This is a genomic window from Kitasatospora sp. NPDC001095 (assembly GCF_053598615.1).
Map to the genome: position 1 here is coordinate 15,664 of NZ_JBSFKQ010000068.1, position 21,241 is coordinate 36,904.

Sequence of the window (21,241 nt, forward strand, 5' to 3'; positions counted from 1 at the left end):
CGGGAGAATCCCTGTGTCACGCAGTCTGATCGCCTCCGCGGTGAAGCGGGTGGCCACCACGGCGGGCGCCGTCGCGCTCCTGCTCACCGCGACGGCGGGGGTCGGCGCGGCGGCGCCGGCCGGCCCCGCGGCGAAGAGCTCCACCACCGCGTCCTCGTCGGCACCCGCCCCCGCGTTCGCGAAGCAGAACCTGACCACGATCCTCACGCAGTGGACGCACTGGACACCGGACGCCGCGGACTCCAGCCACGCGGGCACCCTGAACGCCGGGGTGAACTACTTCTACTGCTGGACCACCGGACAGACGTACTACGCCGGCGAAACGGGCCGGACCAGCAACATCTGGCTGCTGACCGACGACGACACCGGACACCGCAACGTCTGGGTCAGCGACACCTACCTGGACGCGTACGGCTACGCCCACGACACCGTGATCCTGCCGCACTGCTGACACCACGTGACACGGCGCGCCATGGTCGTGGCGCAGCCTCGGACGAGCGGAGGAGCAAGAACGTGACAAGGACGAGTAAGGCGGCGACCGCATTCGGAGCGGTCTGCCTCGCGGCGGCCGCCGCTCTGGCCGGCGCCACCGCCGGGGCGGTGCCCGCCTCGGCGGTGCAGCAGGGGCCGGTCGGCATCCTGGGCATCGGTTCGCAGGTCACCCCGGTGCGCGACACCGGGATCTACTTCGGCCCGGGGCTGAGCACCCCGCGGATCGGCACGGCCTGGGCGGGTGACAACGTGGCCGGCATCTGCCAGGTCACCGACAACAACGGCAAGCGCCTGATCCTGGGCATCGAACGCCCGGGCCGCAACGGCGTCCAGTGGGCCAACACCGCCGGCTACCTCTGGGACGACGACATCGCGGAAGCCACCGGCGGCTTCCCGAGCTGCTCGAACTACGGCCGGCGGCTCACCCCGGTCCGCAACACCGCGATCTACTCGGGGCCGGGTCTGAGCACCCCGGCCGTCGGCACCGCCTGGGCCGGCGACGACGTGGCCGGCATCTGCCAAGTCCTCGACAACAACGGCAAGCGCCTGGACCTGGTCATCGAGCGTCCCGGCCGCAACGGCGTCCAGTGGGCCAACAGCGCCGGGTATGTGTGGGACGACGACATCGCCGAGCCCACCGCCTCGCTGCCGTTCTGCGGGACCGCGTAACGAGCGGAGCGGAAGCGCGCGGGAAATCGGCCGGTCCGACTTCCCGCGCACCCGTGTGTCCGGGCCGGGGCGAAGGGATCAAGCAGCCCCGAACTCGCCGGACTTGACGCCGGTGATGAAGGACTGCCAGGCGTCGAGGCCGAAGGCGAGCTGCGGGCCGTCGGGGTCCTTGCTGTCGCGGACGGGGAGGACACCGGGGACGCCGGGCGCGACCTCGATGCAGTTGCCACCGCCGCTGCTGTACGAGGACTTCAGCCAGGAGCTGGGCTTGGCGGCCGCGATGGGGAACATGGCGTGCAACTCCTTGAGGCGTGTGCGAATGAGAGCCAGCGAGTCCGCACATGAGAGGGCTTGGCTCTGGAGCCAATCGTAAGTCTTTCCGAGGGAGCGGATGTTCTCCTCGTTTTCTCGCTCCACGTAGCCCCGTTGTTTGGTTTCGAGGTAGGCCATCCACGCCCCGCTCGGGGAGGTGAGTAGCGTGAACGGCAGCAGTGACGGGAGGTTCTCTCCGAGGCTGGACGGCGCGATCTGCAGCATGACGTGCGGGAGGCTGGCCACGCTCTCCAGCCGTCGAAGCTGCTCGGCCATGACGAAAGGGCCACCGACGGGCCGCAGGCAGCTCTCTTCCATGACGATGTGGATCGAGGGAGCGGGTTCCTGGTAGAGCACCGCTTGCCGCGCCATGCGGACATTGACGCGTTCGCTGACATTCTCCTGCGAGATCTCGCCTCTCCGGGCCTCTCCGGTGGCGATCGCGGAGGCGTAGGCCCTCGTCTGGAGCAGCCCGGGGATGACGTTCAGCTCGTAGATCTTGAAGGCGGTGGCCTTGCGCTCGTGCTCGACGAAGGCGAGGAATCCGCCGATCAAGGTGCTGCTCTTGGCAGTCCAGTAAAGAAGCTCAAGCGCCTCACAGGTGTCGAGCTCCTTGTCGCACCGCCGCACGAGGTTCAGCGGCGCGGGACGGTCGCCGTTCTCGATCATGGAGATGAGCGAGTCGCTGTAGTTGGTCCGCCGCCCGAGCTCGACCTGGGTGAGCCCCCTCGCCATGCGGAACCGTCGGAGCTGAACGCCGATGGCCGCGTTCGGAGATGAAGTTGGATCTACTTTGCGCTGAGGCATGGTCATCGCCCGTTTCCACAGTGCCCGTTGTCAAAGTGAAGCTCTTCCGATGCTAGCTGCAATTGGCCACTCTTGGTGAGGGGGTAGCAGCAGAGAGGAACTAAGTCAGTGGATATGACGAATAGTCAATGTGGCGAAAGCCTCATCCTGCGGCGGGACTTTCCGCCGTGTCGCTGCCCGAAGTGCGGCGACTCCATCCCCGAGGCGCGGATGAGCGCCGACGCCATGACCCCGGCGGCGCCGCCCGCGCGGCGGGTGGCGCCGCCGACCAGCCCCTACCGGCCCTCGGTCCTCGGCGAGCGGGTCTTCGACGTCCGCTCCGGCCGCTGGGCCGCCTTCATGGGGTGGCAGCACGGTCGCGCCTACCTACGCCCCCTGGGCGGCGGCGTCGAGTGGGGCACCGAAGCGCGCTGGATCACCGACACCGAACAGTGAGATGCCCGATGAGCAGCATGATCGACAAGATCACGGCGGAGGACCGTCGCGTCGCGGCCGACGTCCTCGACGACCTCCGGGTCGTCCTGAACGCCGCCGACGTGAAACTCCCGTCCCTCGGGATCGACTGGCAGTCGGCCAGGGCCACCGGCGTCGTCCTGATCGACCTCGGGGCCGCCCGGCCGGACGTCATCGAGCGGCTGGTCGTCGTCCTCCGCAGAGGTATGCGGCCGTAGCCGGAGCCGGCGTCATCACAGTCGGGAGTCTCGCGCTCGCGGCATCGGTCCTCCTGATGATTCCCGAGTGCGTTTCCCCCTCCGCGAGCGCACTGGTGTTCGTTCTCGTCTTCCTCGCCGCCTCGACGGGCGCGTTCGTGCTCGTGGCGGGGTGGCTGAGCGTGCGGTCATAGCGGTGTGGGCTTCGAGGAGACCCGAAGCCCACACCGAACACCTCCGCCCTCAGACTCCATTGAGGGCGTAGCTGCGGAAGGTGGCCAGCAGGGGCAGCACTTCGGTCTTGCTGGGGTCCTCGGTGACGGCCCGCATCGCGTCGATCACCGTGTGGGCGATGATCTTCGTCACCGAAAGGTCGTCTGCGGGCGCCAGGGTGCCCCAGGCCTTCAGCGTCTGGGTCAGCAGGGCGCTCATCCTGGCGCCGATGTTGGAGCTGACGGCATCGGAGATCTCGGCGATCTCCTCGTCGCTCATGGTGGCGCGCAGCCCGAAGGCGAGCGCCATCAGGGTGTCCATCGCATGCTCGCCGTACGCGGCGACCAGCGCCGGTAGCGGCCGTTCGCCGGTGCCGCCCGCTGCCAGGGCGAACAGCGCCTCGTCGTCGTCCTTCCACGCCGCCTCGAGGGCGGCCAAGGCCCGCAGGGCCTCGTCTGCGGTGAGCCCTTCTGTCATGGAAGGAACGGTATTGAGCCCTCCCGGCTTCCGACAGGCCCGGAAGCCGGGATCACCCCTTCGAGCGAAGCGGGGCCTAATCGGGCCGGTGGACGTGGGCGAAGTGCTCCGCGTCCCAGCCGCCGCCCAGCTCAGGGGCCAGCGAGGCGTGGGCGAGGGCGGCGAAATCCGCTGTGCCGCCCGCCCGTTCCGGAAGTGCGCCGAGCAGCGGGGCGCCGGCGCAGCGGGGCAGGTCCGCCAGGTTGCAGCGCTCGGCGAGGCCCGGCTCGGCCGGCCAGGAGCCGATGAGCACACCCGCGAGCGGCAGGCGGCGGGCCGCCAGCGCCTCCGCGGTGAGGGAGACGATGTTGAGCGTGCCGAGCCCGGCCGAGGCGATCAGCAGGATCTCGGCAGGAAGTCCGGCGTCGAGCACGGCCCTGGCCTGGTCGGCGAGCGTGCGGCCCTCGTCGTCGTAGCGGACCAGCAGTCCGCCGGCGCCTTCCACAAGGACCAGATCGTGTGTGGAAGCCAGATCGGCGACCTCCGACACCACGTCCGCAGGGGAGAGAAAGGCCATCCCGGCCCGCCGGGCGGCGGTGTCGGGCGCCAGCGGCTCGGGGTAGCGGATCAGCTCACGAATCGTCAGATCGCCTGCCAGGCGCCGCACTTCGGCGGCGTCGCCCGGTTCGTCCGGTGAGACGCCGGTCTGCCCGGGCTTCAGCACCGCGACCCTCAGGCCCGCCCGCAGCGCCGCCGAGGCGACGGCCGCGGTCGCGACGGTCTTGCCGACGTCGGTGTTCGTCCCCGTCACGAACAGGATGCGCGCGCTCATCCGGCCACCGCCGCGGCGGTCACGGCGGCGGCGATCCGCGCCACGTCCTCGTCCTGCGTCACATAGGGGGGCATGGTGTAGATCAGGTCCCGGAACGGCCGCAGCCACACGCCCTCCCGCGCCGCCGCCTCGGTCGCCGCCGGAACGTCCACCGGGTGGTCCAACTGCACGACGCCGATGGCCCCCCGTACCCGTACGTCACGCACGCCGGGGACGTCCGCGGCCGCCGCGAGGCCCTCGGCCAGCCCCGTGCCGATCCGCTTCACCTCCACTGACCAGTCCTGCCCGAGCAGCAGGTCCAACGAGGCGTTGGCGACCGCGCAGGCCAGCGGGTTGCCCATGAACGTCGGCCCGTGCGCGAGCACCGGCACCTCGCCGCGGCTGATCCCGTCCGCGACCTCGGCGGTGCACAGCGCCGCGGCCAGCGTCAGGTAGCCGCCGGTCAGTGCCTTGCCCAGGCACATCACGTCCGGCGAGACGCCCGCGTGGTCGGCCGCGAACAGCGCGCCGCTGCGCCCGAAGCCGGTGGCGATCTCGTCGAAGACCAGCAGCACCCCGTAGCGGTCGCACAGTTCGCGCAGCATCCGCAGGTAGGCCGGCGAGTGGAAGCGCATCCCGCCCGCGCCCTGGACCACCGGCTCGACGATGACGGCGGCCAGCTCGTCGGCGTGCCGGGCCATCAACTCCTCGAAGTGCTGCGCGTACGCCGGGTCGAGCGGGGCGTCGAACCCGGCCGGCGGCTCCGGGGCGAACAGCTGGCCGGGCAGCACCCCGCCCCACAGGTGGTGCATCCCGCCGTCCGGGTCGCACACCGACATCGGGTGGAAGGTGTCCCCGTGGTAGCCGCCGCGCCAGGTGAGCAGCCGGCGCTTGGCCGGCCGCCCGGTGGACTGCCAGTACTGGAGGCACATCTTCATCGCGACCTCGACGGCCACCGAGCCCGAGTCGGCGAGGAAGACGTGCCGCAGCGGCTCCGGGGTGATCTCCACCAGCCGGGCGGCCAGCCGGACGGCGGGCTCGTGGGTGAGCCCGCCGAACATCACATGGCTCATCCGCCCCAGCTGATCGCGCACCGCCTCGTCCAGCACCGGGTGCCGGTAGCCGTGGATCGCCGCCCACCAGGACGACATCCCGTCGACCAGCTCGCGCCGCCCGCCCGCGACCGGTTCGGCCAGGCGCAGCCGCACCCCCGAGGCGGACTCGACCACGTACGGGGTGACGGTGCCGGGCATCGGCCCGTACGGGTGCCACACGTGGGCGCGGTCGAGGGCGAGCAGGTCGGACGCGGACGCGGCCGTGGACGGCTGGAGCATGGTGCTTTCTCCGGAGGGTCGGAACTGTCAGGCGTTGGGCGCGAGTTCGGTGCCGGCGCCGCGGCGGCGGACCTTCACGAGCTCGCTGCGGAGCCCGTTCTCGGTGCCGTTCTCGGTGCCGTTCCCGGCGCTGTTCCCGCTGTCGGGTACGGTGACGGCCTCCGGGGCGGGGGCGTCGGCGCCGTGGGCGTGCCCGCCGCACGGCCCGCAGCCGCCACCGCCGCTGCCGCAGGCCGAGGCCGCGGTGCCGCAGCCGCCGGCGGCCTGGGCGGCCTCGGCGACGTCCGCGCGGTGGCGCGGCAGGGTGGCCTCGCCGGCGCCCTCGACCTCGAAGCCGGCGTCCCTGATCATGTCGAGGTCGGCCTGCCCGGCCTGGCCCTCGCTGGTCAGGTAGTCGCCGAGGAAGATGGAGTTGGCGATGTGCAGGCCGAGCGGCTGCATCGAGCGCAGGTGCACCTCGCGCCCGCCCGCGATCCGCACCTCGGTGTCCGGGTTGACGAAGCGGACCATCGCCAGGATGCGCAGGCAGCGCTGCGGGGTGAGGTTCCACTCCTTGGCCAGCGGGGTCCCCTCGAAGGGGATCAGGAAGTTGACCGGGACGGAGTCCGAGCCGAGCTCGCGCAGTGCGAACACCACGTCGACCAGGTCCTCGTCGCTCTCGCCCATGCCGGCGATCAGACCGGAGCAGGCGGACAGGCCCGCGCCGTGCGCCTTCTGCACGGTGTCCACCCGGTCCGCGTAGGTGTGGGTGGTGGCGATGTCGCCGTAGGTGCCCTCGGAGGTGTTGAGGTTGTGGTTGTAGGCGTCGGCGCCGGCCGCCTTGAGCCGCTCCGCCTGGTTGTCGGAGAGCAGGCCGAGGCAGACGCAGATCTCGACCGCGGGGTCGGCGTCCTTGATGGCGGCCATGGTGTCGGTGACCCGGTCGATGTCGCGGTCCGTCGGGCCGCGGCCGCTGGCGACCAGGCAGACCCGCTTGGCGCCGCCGGCCACTCCGGCGCGGGCGGCCTCGGCGGCCTGGTCCGGCTTGAGCCAGGTGTACTTGAGGATCTCGGCCTTGGACCCGAGCCGCTGCGAGCAGTACGAGCAGTCCTCGGGGCACAGCCCGCTCTTCAGATTCACCAGGTAGTTGAGCTTGACCCGGCGGCCGAACCAGCGGCGGCGCACCTTGCCGGCCGCGGCGACGACGTCGAGCAGCTCGTCGTCGGTGGTGGCGAGGACGGCCAGGGCCTCCTCGCGGGTCGGGACTTCGCCGCGCAGGCCCTTGGCGGTGAGGCTATCGAGAAGATCCATGGGGCCGATCCTGCCTGGTGGCGATCGAGCGGCGCCAGAGCAAACCTGCCAGAAGATCGGTGTGAGGATGTGCCGATTGCCACAGTGTCGAAGGTCACGGGCTCCGTTGCTGGTCATCGGCTTGACGAGGTGCCGGGCCAGCAGTTACCGGCGAGTAGTCAACGGGTGGCGGACGGGCGGTGACCGGGGTGACGGCCAGGCCGCGGCCGGGGTGGCGGACGGAGGTGACCGGGGTGGCGGCCAGGCCGCGGCCGGGGTGGCGGACGGGGGGTGACCTGGGTAGCGGGCGGGGTGGTGACCGCTGGCGGCCGGGCCGCGGACGGCTCCGGTGGACGATGATCCACAACCCCCGCCCCCGTGATCCACGCCACCCCGGGGATGCTTAGAATCTGCGCCATGACCACGCAGGGGGAGCGCACCCCGACTCCGGGAGAGGGCCGGGACGGCCGGGTAGAGCAGCGGGTCGGCGGGGCCGCCGGGGCCGCCGACGCCGAGGGGGGAACGGACCGCGGGCGGGGCCGTCGGATGACGGCCCGTCGGGCGGCCGGCTGGATCGTCGTGGTCGGGGTGGTCGCGGCCGGGGGATGGATCATCACCCGCCCGATGCCCGGCGACTACATACCCGGGCTCGGCCCGTCCACCAAGGACGCGGCCGCGACACCGCGGGTGGTGGGCGCCCCGCCGCCGCGCACCGACTCCGAGGCCCTCAACGTCGACACCCTCTTCCCCGCCCAGCGGCCCGTCGAGGTCGGCGCCTTCAAGGCGCGGCGCAACGGCGTCCGGCAGGGCGAGAACTGCGGCGAGGTGCTCCAGGACCGCACCCAGGACCCGCTGAAGGACACCGGCTGCCAGGGCTACCTGGCCGTCAGCTTCACCGGCCAGGACCACCCCGTGCTCAGCAGCGTCACCCTGCTGCGCTTCCCCGACCAGCCCTCCGCCGCCCGGGCCGCCGAAGCCCTGCGGGCCAAGCCCGGCGCGGTCGCCTTCATCCTCGCCGACGCCTCCACCGCCCCCACCCCGCCCCCCGGCGCCAAGCCGGGCGGCGAGCCGCGGATCGAGGCGGTCGGGCACTACGTGACGGTCACCAGCTCGCGGTCCGGCGACGGCCGCCCGGCGAGCGCCGCCCCGAGCGGCACCGGGGCGCCGGCCGCGCCGCTCCCGACGACCACCGGCACGGCGCCGAGCACTGAACAGAACCTGGACGAGGCCACCCGCGCGCTCTCCTACGCGGCGGGCTCGCCGTTCGCCTGGATGTGACGGCCGGCCGGCCGACGAAATGGCCGACCGGTGTGACGCCCGGATGACCGGTGTGACGCCCGGACGACCGAGGTGACGCCCGGACGGACCATGACGGAGCCCCCCGGAGCCGAGAGGACTCCGGGGGGCTCCGACGGTCCGTCGGCCGGTGCTCAGCCGCCGAGCCGGTCCACCGAGGTCACCCGGACCACCGCCCGGCCCTCCTCGTCCGAGCCGTACAGGTCGACCTCGGCGCTGATGCCCCAGTCGTGGTCGCCCTCCGGGTCGTCGAAGATCTGCCGGACCCGCCAGGCGGAGTCCTCCTCCTCGATGATCAGCATCTTCGGGCCGCGCGCGTTCGGGCCGGTGCCCAGGTCGTCGTACTCCTCCCAGTACCCGTCCATGGCGTCCGCCCAGCGGTCCGCGTCCCAGCCGTACTCGCCGTCCAGCTCGGCGAGCTCCTCGTAGTGCTCCAGTGCGCACAGCTCGACCCGGCGGAACATCTCGTTGCGCACCAGGACGCGGAAGGCGCGGGCGTTGGCGGTGACCGGCGCCGGCTTGTCGTCCAGCCGCACCTCGGCGGCCTGCGGCTCGGTCGGGTTGGCCAGCTGCTCCCACTCGTCCAGCAGGCTGGAGTCGACCTGGCGGACCAGCTCGCCGAGCCAGGCGATGACGTCCTTGAGGTCGTCGGTCTTCACGTCCTCGGGGACGGTCTGCTCCAGCGCCTTGAACGCGCCGGCGAGGTAGCGCAGCACGATGCCCTCGGTGCGGGCCAGCTCGTAGAAGCCGACGTAGTCCGAGAAGGTCATCGCCCGCTCGTACAGGTCGCGGACCACCGACTTCGGCTGCAGTTGGTGGTCGCCGATCCACGGGTGCGCCCGGCGGTACACCTCGTAGGCGTGGGTGAGCAGCTCCTCCAGCGGCTTCGGGTAGGTGATCTCCTGGAGCCGCTCCATCCGCTCCTCGTACTCGATGCCGTCCCGCTTCATCTCGCCGACGGCCTCGCCGCGCGCCTTGTTCTGCTGCGAGGCGAGGATCTGGCGCGGGTCGTCGAGGGTCGCCTCGACGACCGAGACGACGTCCATCGCGTACGAGGGGGAGGTCGGGTCGAGCAGCTCGAAGGCGGCCAGCGCGAAGGTGGACAGCGGCTGGTTGAGCGCGAAGTTCTCCTGGAGGTCCAGGGTGAGCCGGACGATCCGGCCCTCGGCGTCCGGCTCCGGCAGCCGCTCCACCACGCCGCCCTCCAGCAGCGAGCGGTAGATGGCGATCGCGGTGCGGATGTGCCGGCGCTGCGCGGCCTTGTCCTCGTGGTTGTCGGTCAGCAGCTTGCGCATCGCCTCGAAGGCGTTGCCCGGGCGGCCGATCACCGACAGCAGCATCGCGTGGCTCACCTTGAACCGGGAGACCAGCGGCTCCGGGTCGGCGGCGATCAGCTTGTCGAAGGTCTCCTCGGTCCAGCCGACGAAGCCCTCCGGCGCCTTCTTCCGCACCACCTTGCGCTTCTTCTTCGGGTCGTCCCCGGCCTTGGCGATCGCCTTGTCGTTCTCGATCACGTGCTCCGGCGCCTGGGCGACGACCTGGCCGACGGTGTCGAAGCCGGCCCGGCCGGCCCGGCCGGCGATCTGGTGGAACTCACGGGCGCGCAGGATGCGCACCCGCTGCCCGTCGTACTTCGACAGCGCCGTGAACAGCACCGTGCGGATCGGCACATTGACGCCGACGCCGAGGGTGTCGGTGCCGCAGATGACCTTCAACAGGCCCGCCTGGGCGAGGCGTTCGACCAGCCGGCGGTACTTCGGCAGCATGCCCGCGTGGTGCACGCCGATGCCGTGGCGCACGAAACGGGACAGGTTGCGGCCGAACTTGGTGGTGAAGCGGAAGTTGCCGATCAGCTCGGCGATGGCCTCCTTCTCCGCCTTCGAGCACATGTTGATGCTCATCAGCGACTGGGCCCGCTCCACCGCCTCCTTCTGGGTGAAGTGCACGACGTAGACCGGCGCCTGGCCGGTCTGCAGCAGCTCCTCCAGGGTGTCGTGCATCGAGGTGCGGCGGTACTCGTAGAACAGCGGCACCGGGCGGGTCGCGTTGCGCACCACCGTGGTCGGCCGGCCGGTGCGGCGGGTCAGGTCCTCCTCGAAGCGGCGGACGTCGCCGAGCGTCGCGGACATCAGCAGGAACTGCGCCTGCGGAAGCTCCAGCAGTGGGATCTGCCAGGCCCAGCCGCGGTCCGGCTCGGCGTAGAAGTGGAACTCGTCCATGACCACCTGGCCGATGTCGGCCCGGGTGCCGTCGCGCAGCGCGATCTGGGCGAGCACCTCGGCGGTGCAGCAGATGATCGGCGCGGTCGGGTTCACGCTCGCGTCGCCGGTCATCATGCCGACCTGCTCGGTGCCGAACATCTTCACCAGGTCGAAGAACTTCTCCGAGACCAGCGCCTTGATCGGGGCGGTGTAGAAGGTCCGCTGCCCCTCCGCCAGCGCGGCGAAGTGCGCCCCCGCCGCCACCAGGCTCTTGCCCGACCCGGTCGGCGTCGCGAGGATCACGTTGTTCCCCGACACCAGCTCGATCAGCGCCTCCTCCTGCGCCGGGTAGAGCGTGATCCCCCGCTCCTCCGCCCAGGCTGCGAACGTCTCGTACAGCGCGTCGGGGGTGGCGGGCTTCGGCATCAGATCAAGGAGGGTCACCCGGCTATCTTGCCTGCTCGCCGCCACCCCGGGCAAAGCCCGGAGCCGAGGGGAGCGGGCCGCCGGAGTGTGGCGGGCACCCGTCCGCCCGGCCGCGGGTCTTCGTCGTCCGGGCCGGCGCCCTCCACACCTACTGGCTCCAGGCGGACGGCAGCCGGGGCGGACCGGTGCGGGCGGGCGGCCGGCACCGGGCATCGCCGTCGGCATCGACGGCTGCGTCCGCTACCTCACCGGCACGACGGCCACCACCTTCGGCGACCGGCAGACCCCGTCGCTCTGACGGCTGCCCCTGACCCCCCCCGGACGTCAGGAACCGATGCGGGGGGCGGTACCGGCCAGCGTCACGGGGTTCCGGCACTCGTACGCGGTCGCGGCAGCCCGGCCGATCTTGAGGGCGATGTCCGCGTAGGCCTGATGTGCCTTGCCGAGGGTGGCGCCGTGGACGACGTCCCCGGAGACCAGGACGCCGATGTACTTCGGCGGGGGCTGGTCGCCGTCGTCCTTCGGGGCGTCGTAGTCGCACGGAACGTAGAGCCGAACCGCCGCGTTTCCGGGGACGATCCTGCTGGCCGTGATCCACCCGGTCGTGCCGGAGCCGAAGTCGAGCGGGATGACCGATCCGCCGCCGGCGTCGTTCTTCCGGTCGGCGTCGATCCGGTCGTGCGCCGGTCGGACGTCCGCGTCGAGCAGGATGGTCCCGCCGGGCCAGGAGACGAGGCACCGGGAGTCGCGGCTCCCCGACGCGGGCTTCGCGGGGGTGGCGATCTCGCGGGACGGCTTGGGCTCGGTGGCCTTCCCGTCCGTGCCCGCGAGCGGCTTCAGGTCGTTCGCACCGAGCACCCCCCAGCACGCGCTCCGTGGCAGCTCCACCGACTGCCAGGGTTTCCAGGCCCACAGCCCGCCGCCCACCGCCGCGACCACGGCGAGGGCGACGACTGCGTGCCAGGGGCGGACCCGGGACCGGCGCGGGGGCGGGTCGTCCGGGGACGGCGGGATGATGTGGGCGACGTCGGCCATTCCTCAGCGCTCTCGGTCGTGGCAGGTGGTGGGCTCGGGCGGTCAGCTCTTGGGGTAGACCGTGTCGTACGAGGTCTTGCCGCTGCTGTAGCCGGTGTTCTCCTCCTGGGCGGCTCGGCGGGCCACGTCGTTGATGTAGTTCGGGTCGGCGCCGGCAATGCGGCCGGCCTCGCGGACGGCGTCGATGATCGCCTGCTGGGACTTGAGCTCGGCCGACTCCTTCGCGGACCCGGCCTCGTCGCTGGCGTCGTTGTGGGTGTCCACCTTGTAGCCGTTGGCGACGTCGTCCATGATCTGGTTGACCACGCTGTCGACGCCCTCACCGATCAGGGGCGCGCGCTCCTTGAGCGCGTCGCCGGCGAAGGACCAGATCTGGCCGGCGATCTCCCTCTTGGTGTCGATGGCGGCGTTGAACTCGGCGTCGCCGGCGGAGTGCTTCTGGTAGACCGCGTCGACCATCGCGCTGGTGATCAGGCCGTTGACCTGCCCGGCCGGCTTGGCGATGTTCTCGACCGCCACCGCCAGGTCCTTGTGCAACTCGGGGTGGGCCAGCACGTCCTGGATCTGGGCCGTGGTGTAGGCCTGCTGCCCTGCCGCGATCGTGGCGTAGGCGTCCGGGTCCTGGCCGAGTGTGCCGAGCAGGCGCCCGACCTGGCTCTGCTTGAAGAGGTGGGAGTCGGCTCCCGCCCCTTCCAGGGCGCCCTGGAAGGGGCCGATGTAGTTGGCGGTCATGTTCCCGAGGCTGCCGTTGAGGTTCGCGAACAGGCCGCCCTTGAGCAGGGCCGGGCCGTCCTTGGTGCCGAACCTCTCCACCACGTGGGACATGATGTCGTTCGTGCGGTATCCCCCCGTTTGCGCCGGCGCTAGCTGCCGGTGCCCTGCGGCTTGTTGAAGTTGGCCTGGATGTCCGAGTCGGTCTTGCTGTAACTCTGGCCCGTGGTCTGCAGGTTGGTGCCGATGTCGCCGACGGTGGTCTGCAGTCCGCCGGACTGGCTGGTCCAGGTGCCCCAGGCGGCGGTGAGCGCGCCGCCGAGGTTCCAGCCCTTGAGGGAGCCGGCCGCCGCGTTGACGTGCTCGCCGGGCTGGTCGCACTCGGTCTTGACGGCGTCCCGCAGGGCGAGGGCGTTCTGTGCGGCCTGCTGGAGCACGCCGGCGTTCACGGCGATGGTCTTGCCGCCGCCCGCCGGGTTCAACGAGACCGGTGCGGAGTTGGCCCCGGCGAGGTCCGGGAACTGCTTCTTCGCCTCTTCGGTCAGATTGCCCTTGTCGTCAAAGAGCCACGGATTCATGCGACGCTCGAATTCGAGGGCGGTCATTGTTTTGCCCCCCGGATAAAGATCGGCATGGATCGTACTATTTTTACGGCGAGGATTCGGTGAATTGAATACTGACATCCCGTTGACACCTGGTGAACCGCCACAAGGACAACCCGTCCGCACTGTGCCGATCCGCACATTGCCCCGCACGCGGAGGCATGCCAGAGTGCCGAGCATGAACCATCCGCTCGCGGCCGAGCCGCGCCCCGCCGCCACCGGCCTCGCCCCCGCTCCCGCGCGCGTCTTCGACTGGCTCGACGAGACCGCCGTGATGCGCGCGGAGGCAGGGCTGAGGCGGACGCTGCGCAGCCGGGCGGCGGACGACGCGGTGCTGGACCTCGCCGGCAACGACTACCTGGGGCTGACCAGGCACCCGGTGGTCACCCGGGCCGCCGCGGACGCCGCGCTGCGCTGGGGCGGAGGTTCGACGGGCTCGCGGCTGGTGACGGGGACGACGGCCCTGCACACCGAACTCGAGGAGGAGCTGGCCGAGTTCTGCGGGGCGGAGGCCGCGCTGGTGTTCTCCTCCGGCTACACGGCCAACCTCGCGGCGCTGACGGCGCTCACCGACCCTGACACCCTGATCGTCTCCGACGCCTACAACCACGCCTCGCTGATCGACGGCTGCCGGCTCTCCCGCGCCGACGTCCACCGGGCCCCGCACAGCGCCCCGGCGGCCGTCGCCGAGGCGCTCGCCGGGCGGACGCAGCCGCGGGCGCTGGTGGTCACCGACTCGGTGTTCTCGGTGGACGGCGACGCGGCCCCGCTGCCCGGGCTGTCGGAAGCCGTCCGCGCGCACGGCGCCGCGCTGCTGGTGGACGACGCGCACGGGCTGGGCGTGCTCGGCCCCGGGGGCACCGGGGCGCTCGCGGCGGCCGGCCTCGCCGGGCAGCCGGACGTCGTGGCCACCGCCACCCTCTCCAAGTCGCTCGGCTCGCAGGGCGGCGTCGTCCTCGGCCCGCGCCGGGTGATCCGGCACCTCACCGAGACCGCCCGCACCTTCATCTTCGACACCGGTCTCGCCCCGGCCGCCGCCGGTGCCGCCCTCGCCGCCCTGCGGCTGCTGCGCGCCGAGCCGGCCCGCGCCGAGCGCGCCCGCGAGGTCGCCCGCACCCTGGCCCGGCAGCTCACCGCCGCCGGCCTGCACAGCTGCGAGCCCGAGGCCGCGGTCGTCTCCGTGCGCGCCCCGGGGCCGGAGGCCGCCGTCGCCTGGGCCGCCGACTGCCTGCGTGCGGGCCTCGCCGTCGGCTGCTTCCGCCCGCCGTCCGTCCCGGACGGCATCTCCCGGCTGCGGCTCACCGCCCGGGGAGATCTGACGGACGGTCAGATCGCCGAAGCCGTCCGCGTCGTCGCCGAGCTGGCCCCGCCCGGCGCGCGGGCCTGAGGGTCCGCAGCGAAGGGGACGGCTGCTACGTCTTCTTCGCCCGGCTCGGCTGGACCCGGGGCGGCTCGCCCTTCGCCTTGGGGTGGTCGGGCGGGTAGGGGAGTTCGCCGAGGCCCTCGTCGTGGAGCTGCTTCTCGTAGAGCTCCAGCAGGGGCTCCAGGCGGAACGCGTGCTGCTCCATCTCGGCGTTCGGATCGCCGAGTTCGGCGAAGCGGGCCGGGACGGTGCGCAGGTCGAAGTCCTCGGGGGCGGCGTCGTCGAGCTCCTCCCAGCGCAGCGGGGCGGAGGCGGTGGCGCGGGCGCGGGCGCGCAGCGAGTAGGCGGAGGCGATGGTGCGGTCGCGGGCCATCTGGTTGTAGTCGACGAAGATCCGCTCGCCGCGTTCCTCCTTCCACCAGGAGGTGGTGACCTTCCCGGGCATCCGCTGCTCCAGCACCCGGCCGAGCGCGATCACGGCGTGCCGTCCGTCGGTGAAGGTCCACTCGGGCGCGAGCGGCACGTAGACGTGCAGTCCGCGCCCGCCGGAGGACTTGGGCCAGCCGCGCAGCCCGTACTCCTCCAGCAGGGCGCGCAGTTCGTGGGCGGCGCGGACGGCGTCGTGGAAGTCGGTGCCGGGCTGCGGGTCGAGGTCGATCCGCAGCTCGTCCACGTGGCCGGTGTCGGAGCGGCGGACCGGCCAGGGGTGGAAGGTGAGGCAGCCCAGGTTGGCCGCCCACAGCACGGCGGCCGGCTCGGTGGGGCAGATCTCGTCGGCGGAGCGGCCGCTGGGGAACTCGATCCGGGCGGTGGGCAGCCACTCCGGCAGGCCCTTGGGTGCTCGCTTCTGGTAGAAGAACTCGCCGTCCACCCCGTCCGGGAAGCGCTGCAGGGTGGTCGGCCGGTCGCGCAGCCCGCGCAGCACTCCGTCGGCGACGGACAGGTAGTACTGCGCGACGTCCAGCTTGGTGAAGCCGCGCTCGGGGTAGTACACCTTGTCCGGGTTCGACAGCCGGACGGTGCGCCCGGCGACTTCCAGTTCCACGGCTGAGCCCATGCCCCTCACGCTAAGCGCGGTACGCCCGGCGCGCGCCCCGAGGCGAACCGGGCGAGGATCGGTCGCATGGACCTGCCCGTGATGCCACCGGTGGCGCCGATGCTCGCCAAGTCGGTGGCCCAGATCCCGCCCGGGATGCAGTACGAGGCCAAGTGGGACGGCTTCCGTTCGATCGTGTTCCGCGACGGCGACGAGGTGGAGCTCGGCAGCCGCACCGGCAAGCCGCTGACCAGGTACTTCCCCGAGTTGGTCGAGGCGTTCGGGCGGGAGCTGCCGCCGCGCTGCGTGCTGGACGGCGAGGTGGTGATCGCCCGGGAGGGGCGGCTGCGCTTCGAGGAACTGCTGGAGCGCATCCACCCCGCCGCGAGCCGGGTGAAGCTGCTCGCCGAGCGGACCCCGGCCTCCTTCGTCGCCTTCGACCTGCTCGCCCTCGGCGACGAGAGCCTGCTGGACGAGCCGCTGTCGGTACGCCGCCCGGCCCTGGAGGCCGCGCTCGCCGACGCCGCCGACCCGGTGTTCACCGCCCCCGCCGCCACCGACCTCGACCTCGCCCGGACCTGGTTCGCCGAGTTCGAGGGCGCCGGGCTGGACGGGGTGGTCGCCAAGCCGCTGGACCAGCCGTACCGGCCGGGGGAGCGGACCATGTACAAGATCAAGCACGAGCGCACCGCCGACTGCGTGGTGGCCGGCTACCGCGAGCACAAGAGCGGCCCGGTGGTCGGCTCGCTGCTGCTCGGCATCTTCGACGACGACGGCAGGCTCCAGCACGTCGGCGTCTGCGCCGCCTTCTCGATGGCCCGCCGCCGCGAACTCGCCGAGGAGCTGGCCCCGTTGCGGATGGCGGACGTCTCCGGGCACCCCTGGGGCGCCTGGGCGGACGAGGCCGCGCACGCCGGGGGCCGGCTGCCGGGCGCCGTCAGCCGCTGGACCGGCGGCAAGGACCTCTCCTGGATCGCGCTGCGCCCCGAGCGGGTGGTCGAGGTCGCGTACGACCACATGGAGGGCACCCGGTTCCGGCACACCGCGCAGTTCCGCCGCTGGCGGCCGGACCGCACGCCGGAGAGCTGCACCTACGCGCAGTTGGAGGAGCCGGTCTCGTACGACCTCGGCAGGCTGCTGGGGATCTGACGTGCTGGGGGCCCGACGCGATGCCGACGTTCCGCCGACGCACTGTCGGTGGAACGTCGGCGAAACGCTCGGAACGTGCTTCAGGAGAGGTGCAGCGTGGCGGTGCTGGTGGGCGAGGCCGTGGGGGACGGGGTCGGCGTGGCCATCGGACTCGGCGACGGCGAGGCGGTGGGCGACTCCGGCGGCGAGGTCGTCGGCGACGTGGTCGGCGAGGGGGAGCCCGTCGGTGAGGGGGAGCCCGTCGGTGAGCCCGTCGGTGAGGGGGAGGCCGTCGGCGAGCCCGTGGTGGGCGCGGTGGGCAGCGTGTAGACGTTGTTCGGCGAGACGATCTGGGTGATCGCCCGGGCCACGAGCGTCGAGGGTTCCGAACCGTCGTGGGCGATGTCGGTGTTGAGCAGGACGACCAGGCCGGCCTTCGCCTCCGGCAGGTGGAGCACCACGGCCTCGTACCCGGGCAGCGAGCCGTTGTGGCCGATCCAGCCGTGGGTGGTGAACACCCCGAAGCCGTAGCCCAGGTCGGGGGTGTCTCCGGCGGGCTTGAACTTCAGCCGCTCCGCCTGGGTGGCGGGCTTGAGCAGTGGCTCGCCGGTGGCCAGCACCTTCGACCAGGTCTGCAGGTCCGCGAGGTCGGAGATGGCGGCGCCGGCCGCCCAACCCCAGGACGGGTTCCAGGTGGTGGAGTCCTCGACGGAGCCGCTGGCCGTCTGGTTGGTGTAGCCGTGGGCGTGCGGGTCGGGGAAGGTCGCGTCGGTCGGCAGGCTGGTCTTGGTGAGCCCGGCCGGGGCGAACACCTGCTGGTCCAGGAAGTCCTGGAGCGGCTGCCCGCCGACCTTCTCGACCACCAGGCCGAGCAGGATCAGGTTGGTGTTGGAGTACTCGAACTTGGCGTCCGGCGCGAAGTTCGCCGGGTGCTTGAACGCGAACCCGAGCAACTGGTCCGGGGTGAAGGGCCCGTTCGGGTCGTTGAAGACCGCGTTCCGGAAGTCGGAGTCCAGGGTGTAGTCGAACAGGCCGCTGCGCATCTCGCCGAGCTGACGCAGGGTGATGCCGTCGCCGCCGGGCACGTTCGGGACGTACTTGGAGATCGAGTCGTCCAGGCCGAGCTTGCCCTGGTCGACGAGCCGCAGGATGCCGGTGGTCGTGAAGGTCTTGGTCACGCTGCCGACCCGCATGTACAGGTCGGGCGACATCGGCGTCCCGGCGTCCTTGTTGGCGACGCCGAAGGTGCGCTGGTAGCTGCCGTCGGGGGTGGTGTAGCCGACGATCACCCCGGGGATGGCGGCCTCGCTCATCACCTGGTTGATCGCGGTGTCCAGCCGGCTCATGACGTCCGGGGTGAGCGCCACCACTCCGCCGGTGGGGCTGCCGGTCGGCGTGGCGGTCGGGCTGAGCGCGGCCGGCTCGGCGGTGACCGCCGGACCGGCCTGCGCGGGCGACGAGTCCCCGGAGCAGGCGGAGACGGCGAGCAGGCCGCTCAGCGCGAGGGCGGCGGAGGCCGCCCGTACGGACCTGGGCACGGCCGGACGCGGAGAGCGGGGTACCCGTACGGAGCGGGGAACGGCCGGTCGGGGCCGTCGGGTGTCGGTCATCGGCGCAGGCGCCTCTCTGGGGCGGGCGGCCCCTTGGCGACGAAGGGCCCCGGAGCGCGGCTCGGCCGGGCCGGAGCACTGCTCCACGGGGCCGCGGGGGAGCGTCGCCACCGTAAGCACCGCCGCCGTCCGGCCGCGCGCGGGTCCGTGCCCGGCTGGACCGAACGGGAGCACCGTCAGCCGAGTGCCCCGCCCGGCTGGCGGTCCGCCGTCACCCGCCCCGGGGCCGTGGTCGGGCCCCGCCGGAGTCACGCCCGCCGCCTCCGCGCTCGGCCGGACGGGTGAGCACCGGCATGCCGCACCGGCCTGCGAGCGCGGCTCGGGCACGATCGTTCAGCCCAGCTGTGGCCGCCCTTAAGAATTCCTCGATGGACCGCGCCCCCTTCGACCAGGCAGATTGCTGCCTGCCCGGAGCGCGCCCCGTCAGGAGCGGCCGAACCGGGCCCCCTCGGCCTGCCCCCGCACCCGCAGGCCGTTCCACCCGCACGTCAGGAGCCGCCGTGAAGGCACTCGTCAAGCAGCAGGCCGAGCCCGGGCTCTGGCTGATGGACGTCCCCATGCCCGAGATCGGCCCCGGCGAGGTGCTGATCAAGGTGCTGCGGACCGGCATCTGCGGCACCGACCTGCACATCCGCAAGTGGGACGGCTGGGCCCAGCAGACCATCAGGACCCCGCTGGTGCTGGGCCACGAGTTCGTCGGCGAGGTCGCCGAGATCGGCGCCGGCGTCGCGGACGTCGCGGTCGGCGACCTGGTCAGCGGCGAGGGCCACCTGGTCTGCGGCAAGTGCCGCAACTGCCTGGCCGGCCGCCGCCACCTGTGCCGCAACACCGTCGGCCTGGGCGTCAACCGCGACGGCGCCTTCGCCGAGTACGTGGCCCTGCCCGCCTCCAACGTCTGGGTGCACCGGGTGCCGGTCGACCTGGACGTGGCCGCGATCTTCGACCCGTTCGGCAACGCCGTGCACACCGCGCTGTCCTTCCCGCTGGTCGGCGAGGACGTGCTGGTCACCGGCGCCGGCCCGATCGGCATCATGGCCGCCGCCGTCGCCAAGCACGCCGGCGCCCGCAACGTGATGATCACCGACGTCTCCTCGTACCGCCTCGACCTGGCCCGCGAGGTCGGCGTGACGCTGGCGCTGGACGTCTCCCAGCACACCATCGAGGAGGGCCAGCAGAAGCTCGGCCTGCGCGAGGGCTTCGACGTCGGCCTGGAGATGTCCGGCCGCCCCGAGGCGATGCAGTCGATGATCGCCAACATGACCCACGGCGGGAAGATCGCCATGCTCGGCCTGCCCGCCGAGCAGTTCCCGGTGGACTGGGCCTCGATCGTCACCTCGATGATCACCATCAAGGGCATCTACGGCCGCGAGATGTTCGAGACCTGGTACGCGATGTCCGTGCTGCTGGAGGGTGGTCTGGACCTCAGCCCGGTGATCACCGGCCGCTACGCCGCCACCGACTTCGAGGCCGCCTTCGACGACGCCGCGAGCGGCAACTGCGGCAAGATCATCCTCGACTGGACCGCCTGAGCCACCCCGCCGACGCAAAAGGAGCCTGCTGTGTTCGACAACGTGCGCGCCGACATCGCCACGACCCTCGACGAGATCCGCGAGGCCGGCCTGTTCAAGCCCGAGCGGGTGATCGGATCCCCGCAGAGCGCCGCGGTCACCGTGACCGCCGGCGGCCGCCCGGGCGAGGTGCTGAACTTCTGCGCCAACAACTACCTGGGCCTCGCCGACCACCCCGAGGTGCTCGCCGCCGCCAAGGACGCCCTGGACCGCTGGGGCTACGGGATGGCCTCGGTCCGCTTCATCTGCGGCACCCAGGACGTCCACAAGGAGCTGGAGGACCGCCTCTCGGCCTTCCTCGGCCAGGAGGACACGATCCTCTACTCCTCCTGCTTCGACGCCAACGGCGGTGTCTTCGAGACCCTGCTGGACGACCGCGACGCCGTCATCTCCGACGCGCTGAACCACGCCAGCATCATCGACGGCATCCGGCTCAGCAAGGCCCGCCGCCACCGCTACGCCAACCGCGACCTCGCCGACCTGGAGAAGCAGCTCCAGGACACCCAGGACGCCCGCCGCCGCCTGATCGTCACCGACGGCGTGTTCTCCATGGACGGCTACGTCGCCCCGCTGCGCGAGATCTGCGACCTGGCCGACCGCTATGACGCCATGGTCATGGTGGACGACTCGCACGCCGTCGGCTTCGTCGGCGCGGGCGGCCGCGGCACCCCCGAACTGCACGGCGTGATGGACCGCGTGGACATCATCACCGGCACCCTCGGCAAGGCGCTCGGCGGCGCCTCCGGCGGCTACGTCTCCGCCCGGCGGGAGATCGTCGCCCTGCTGCGCCAGCGCTCCCGCCCGTACCTGTTCTCCAACTCGCTGGCCCCGGTGATCGCGGCCGCCTCGCTCAAGGTGCTCGACCTGGTCGAGAAGTCCAACGAGCTGCGCGAGCGGCTGGCGGCCAACACCGCGCTGTTCCGGACGAGGATGACCGAGGCCGGGTTCGAGATCCTTCCCGGCGACCACCCGATCGCCCCGGTGATGATCGGCGACGCGGCCGAGGCCGGCCGGCTCGCCGAACTGCTGCTGGAGCGCGGCGTGTACGTGATCGGCTTCTCCTACCCGGTGGTGCCGCACGGCCAGGCCCGGATCCGGGTGCAGCTGTCCGCGGCGCACTCCACCGAGGACGTCGAGCGCGCCGTCGCGGCCTTCGTGGACGCGCGCGCCGCGCTGGGGGAGTAACCCCGCCCCAGGCTGCCCGCGGGCCGGACCGCTCGGAACCGGACCGGCCCGCGGGCTCACAACTGCC

Annotated in this window: 20 protein-coding genes; 9 read left to right on the forward strand and 11 right to left on the reverse strand. The window is 72.1% G+C overall.

The genetic code is table 11. The features are described from left to right. The first annotated feature begins 13 nt into the window (after window positions 1–13). Together ACWDBB_RS33435 and ACWDBB_RS33440 are read left to right on the forward strand one after the other, a co-directional pair. Window positions 14–451 carry a hypothetical protein gene (locus tag ACWDBB_RS33435; RefSeq protein WP_449793162.1) on the forward strand — a complete coding sequence of 146 codons (438 nt, stop codon included), beginning with the start codon at window positions 14–16 and terminating at the stop codon, window positions 449–451. Window positions 452–513: 62 nt separating this feature from the next. Beyond that, window positions 514–1,161 carry a hypothetical protein gene (locus ACWDBB_RS33440; protein ID WP_449793163.1) on the forward strand — a complete coding sequence of 216 codons (648 nt, stop codon included), beginning with the start codon at window positions 514–516 and terminating at the stop codon, window positions 1,159–1,161. Between the two features lie 78 nt (window positions 1,162–1,239). Here the strand turns inward: ACWDBB_RS33440 and ACWDBB_RS33445 are convergent, their stop codons facing one another. Beyond that, a complete protein-coding gene (locus ACWDBB_RS33445; RefSeq protein WP_449793164.1) occupies window positions 1,240–2,286 on the reverse strand; it encodes a helix-turn-helix domain-containing protein in 1,047 nt (348 codons plus the stop codon). A gap of 204 nt (window positions 2,287–2,490) precedes the next feature. Here ACWDBB_RS33445 and ACWDBB_RS33450 point away from each other — a divergent pair, with 204 nt between their 5' ends. Continuing rightward, on the forward strand, window positions 2,491–2,715 hold the full coding sequence (locus ACWDBB_RS33450) for a hypothetical protein (protein WP_449793165.1): 225 nt from the start codon (window positions 2,491–2,493) through the stop codon (window positions 2,713–2,715). A gap of 8 nt (window positions 2,716–2,723) precedes the next feature. Then, window positions 2,724–2,951, forward strand: a complete 228-nt coding sequence (locus ACWDBB_RS33455; protein ID WP_449793166.1) for a hypothetical protein — start codon at window positions 2,724–2,726, stop codon at window positions 2,949–2,951. A 222-nt stretch (window positions 2,952–3,173) separates the two neighbouring features. Here the strand turns inward: ACWDBB_RS33455 and ACWDBB_RS33460 are convergent, their stop codons facing one another. From ACWDBB_RS33460 to bioB, 4 genes are all read right to left on the reverse strand, one after another. Further along, complete coding sequence (locus ACWDBB_RS33460) at window positions 3,174–3,620, reverse strand: hypothetical protein (protein WP_449793167.1); 447 nt, start codon at window positions 3,618–3,620, stop codon at window positions 3,174–3,176. A gap of 76 nt (window positions 3,621–3,696) precedes the next feature. Continuing rightward, entirely contained in the window at window positions 3,697–4,431 is a 735-nt protein-coding gene (bioD, locus tag ACWDBB_RS33465) for a dethiobiotin synthase (RefSeq protein ID WP_449793168.1), read from the reverse strand. Continuing rightward, a complete protein-coding gene (locus ACWDBB_RS33470) occupies window positions 4,428–5,744 on the reverse strand; it encodes an adenosylmethionine--8-amino-7-oxononanoate transaminase (protein ID WP_449793169.1) in 1,317 nt (438 codons plus the stop codon). Before ACWDBB_RS33470 ends, bioD begins: the two co-directional genes overlap by 4 nt. A gap of 27 nt (window positions 5,745–5,771) precedes the next feature. Next, a complete protein-coding gene (bioB, locus tag ACWDBB_RS33475; protein ID WP_449793170.1) occupies window positions 5,772–7,034 on the reverse strand; it encodes a biotin synthase BioB in 1,263 nt (420 codons plus the stop codon). A gap of 396 nt (window positions 7,035–7,430) precedes the next feature. Between bioB and ACWDBB_RS33480 the strand changes: the two genes are divergently transcribed. Beyond that, window positions 7,431–8,291: a hypothetical protein gene (locus ACWDBB_RS33480; protein WP_449793171.1), complete on the forward strand. Its 861-nt coding sequence runs from the start codon at window positions 7,431–7,433 to the stop codon at window positions 8,289–8,291. Between the two features lie 152 nt (window positions 8,292–8,443). Here ACWDBB_RS33480 and ACWDBB_RS33485 read toward each other — a convergent pair whose 3' ends face one another. The 4 genes from ACWDBB_RS33485 to ACWDBB_RS33500 all read right to left on the reverse strand — a co-directional run bounded on the left by ACWDBB_RS33485 (window position 8,444) and on the right by ACWDBB_RS33500 (window position 13,287). After that, on the reverse strand, window positions 8,444–10,936 hold the full coding sequence (locus ACWDBB_RS33485; protein ID WP_449793182.1) for a DEAD/DEAH box helicase: 2,493 nt from the start codon (window positions 10,934–10,936) through the stop codon (window positions 8,444–8,446). A gap of 324 nt (window positions 10,937–11,260) precedes the next feature. Beyond that, entirely contained in the window at window positions 11,261–11,971 is a 711-nt protein-coding gene (locus ACWDBB_RS33490; RefSeq protein ID WP_449793172.1) for a hypothetical protein, read from the reverse strand. Window positions 11,972–12,013: 42 nt separating this feature from the next. Next, window positions 12,014–12,787, reverse strand: coding sequence for a hypothetical protein (locus ACWDBB_RS33495; RefSeq protein WP_449793173.1), 774 nt, complete (start codon window positions 12,785–12,787; stop codon window positions 12,014–12,016). A 47-nt stretch (window positions 12,788–12,834) separates the two neighbouring features. Beyond that, a complete protein-coding gene (locus ACWDBB_RS33500; protein WP_449793174.1) occupies window positions 12,835–13,287 on the reverse strand; it encodes a WXG100 family type VII secretion target in 453 nt (150 codons plus the stop codon). Between the two features lie 175 nt (window positions 13,288–13,462). Between ACWDBB_RS33500 and ACWDBB_RS33505 the strand changes: the two genes are divergently transcribed. Continuing rightward, on the forward strand, window positions 13,463–14,671 hold the full coding sequence (locus tag ACWDBB_RS33505; RefSeq protein ID WP_449793175.1) for an 8-amino-7-oxononanoate synthase: 1,209 nt from the start codon (window positions 13,463–13,465) through the stop codon (window positions 14,669–14,671). 25 nt (window positions 14,672–14,696) lie between these two features. Here the strand turns inward: ACWDBB_RS33505 and ligD are convergent, their stop codons facing one another. Next, window positions 14,697–15,704 carry a non-homologous end-joining DNA ligase gene (gene ligD / locus ACWDBB_RS33510; protein ID WP_449793176.1) on the reverse strand — a complete coding sequence of 336 codons (1,008 nt, stop codon included), beginning with the start codon at window positions 15,702–15,704 and terminating at the stop codon, window positions 14,697–14,699. 66 nt (window positions 15,705–15,770) lie between these two features. On the opposite strand from ligD, the gene ACWDBB_RS33515 reads away from it, so the two are divergent. Continuing rightward, entirely contained in the window at window positions 15,771–16,832 is a 1,062-nt protein-coding gene (locus ACWDBB_RS33515) for an ATP-dependent DNA ligase (protein ID WP_449793177.1), read from the forward strand. Between the two features lie 80 nt (window positions 16,833–16,912). Here the strand turns inward: ACWDBB_RS33515 and ACWDBB_RS33520 are convergent, their stop codons facing one another. Further along, complete coding sequence (locus ACWDBB_RS33520) at window positions 16,913–18,349, reverse strand: serine hydrolase domain-containing protein (RefSeq protein ID WP_449793178.1); 1,437 nt, start codon at window positions 18,347–18,349, stop codon at window positions 16,913–16,915. A 572-nt stretch (window positions 18,350–18,921) separates the two neighbouring features. On the opposite strand from ACWDBB_RS33520, the gene tdh reads away from it, so the two are divergent. Further along, window positions 18,922–19,950 (forward strand): L-threonine 3-dehydrogenase, encoded by a 1,029-nt coding sequence (tdh, locus tag ACWDBB_RS33525; RefSeq protein WP_449793179.1) that lies wholly within the window; start codon window positions 18,922–18,924, stop codon window positions 19,948–19,950. Window positions 19,951–19,980: 30 nt separating this feature from the next. After that, window positions 19,981–21,174 (forward strand): glycine C-acetyltransferase, encoded by a 1,194-nt coding sequence (locus ACWDBB_RS33530; protein WP_449793180.1) that lies wholly within the window; start codon window positions 19,981–19,983, stop codon window positions 21,172–21,174. Window positions 21,175–21,241 lie beyond the last annotated feature (67 nt).

What these genes read in the sequence shown, in the direction of transcription:
- ACWDBB_RS33460 (WP_449793167.1), bottom strand. Translation starts at nt 3,620, where the DNA reads ATGACAGAAGGGCTCACCGCAGACGAGGCCCTGCGGGCCTTGGCCGCC.
- ligD (WP_449793176.1), bottom strand. Translation starts at nt 15,704, where the DNA reads ATGGGCTCAGCCGTGGAACTGGAAGTCGCCGGGCGCACCGTCCGGCTG.
- ACWDBB_RS33445 (WP_449793164.1), bottom strand. Translation starts at nt 2,286, where the DNA reads ATGACCATGCCTCAGCGCAAAGTAGATCCAACTTCATCTCCGAACGCG.
- ACWDBB_RS33505 (WP_449793175.1), top strand. Translation starts at nt 13,463, where the DNA reads ATGAACCATCCGCTCGCGGCCGAGCCGCGCCCCGCCGCCACCGGCCTC.
- ACWDBB_RS33470 (WP_449793169.1), bottom strand. Translation starts at nt 5,744, where the DNA reads ATGCTCCAGCCGTCCACGGCCGCGTCCGCGTCCGACCTGCTCGCCCTC.
- bioD (WP_449793168.1), bottom strand. Translation starts at nt 4,431, where the DNA reads ATGAGCGCGCGCATCCTGTTCGTGACGGGGACGAACACCGACGTCGGC.
- ACWDBB_RS33500 (WP_449793174.1), bottom strand. Translation starts at nt 13,287, where the DNA reads ATGACCGCCCTCGAATTCGAGCGTCGCATGAATCCGTGGCTCTTTGAC.
- ACWDBB_RS33480 (WP_449793171.1), top strand. Translation starts at nt 7,431, where the DNA reads ATGACCACGCAGGGGGAGCGCACCCCGACTCCGGGAGAGGGCCGGGAC.
- ACWDBB_RS33455 (WP_449793166.1), top strand. Translation starts at nt 2,724, where the DNA reads ATGAGCAGCATGATCGACAAGATCACGGCGGAGGACCGTCGCGTCGCG.
- bioB (WP_449793170.1), bottom strand. Translation starts at nt 7,034, where the DNA reads ATGGATCTTCTCGATAGCCTCACCGCCAAGGGCCTGCGCGGCGAAGTC.
- ACWDBB_RS33515 (WP_449793177.1), top strand. Translation starts at nt 15,771, where the DNA reads ATGGACCTGCCCGTGATGCCACCGGTGGCGCCGATGCTCGCCAAGTCG.
- ACWDBB_RS33485 (WP_449793182.1), bottom strand. Translation starts at nt 10,936, where the DNA reads ATGCCGAAGCCCGCCACCCCCGACGCGCTGTACGAGACGTTCGCAGCC.
- ACWDBB_RS33490 (WP_449793172.1), bottom strand. Translation starts at nt 11,971, where the DNA reads ATGGCCGACGTCGCCCACATCATCCCGCCGTCCCCGGACGACCCGCCC.
- ACWDBB_RS33450 (WP_449793165.1), top strand. Translation starts at nt 2,491, where the DNA reads ATGAGCGCCGACGCCATGACCCCGGCGGCGCCGCCCGCGCGGCGGGTG.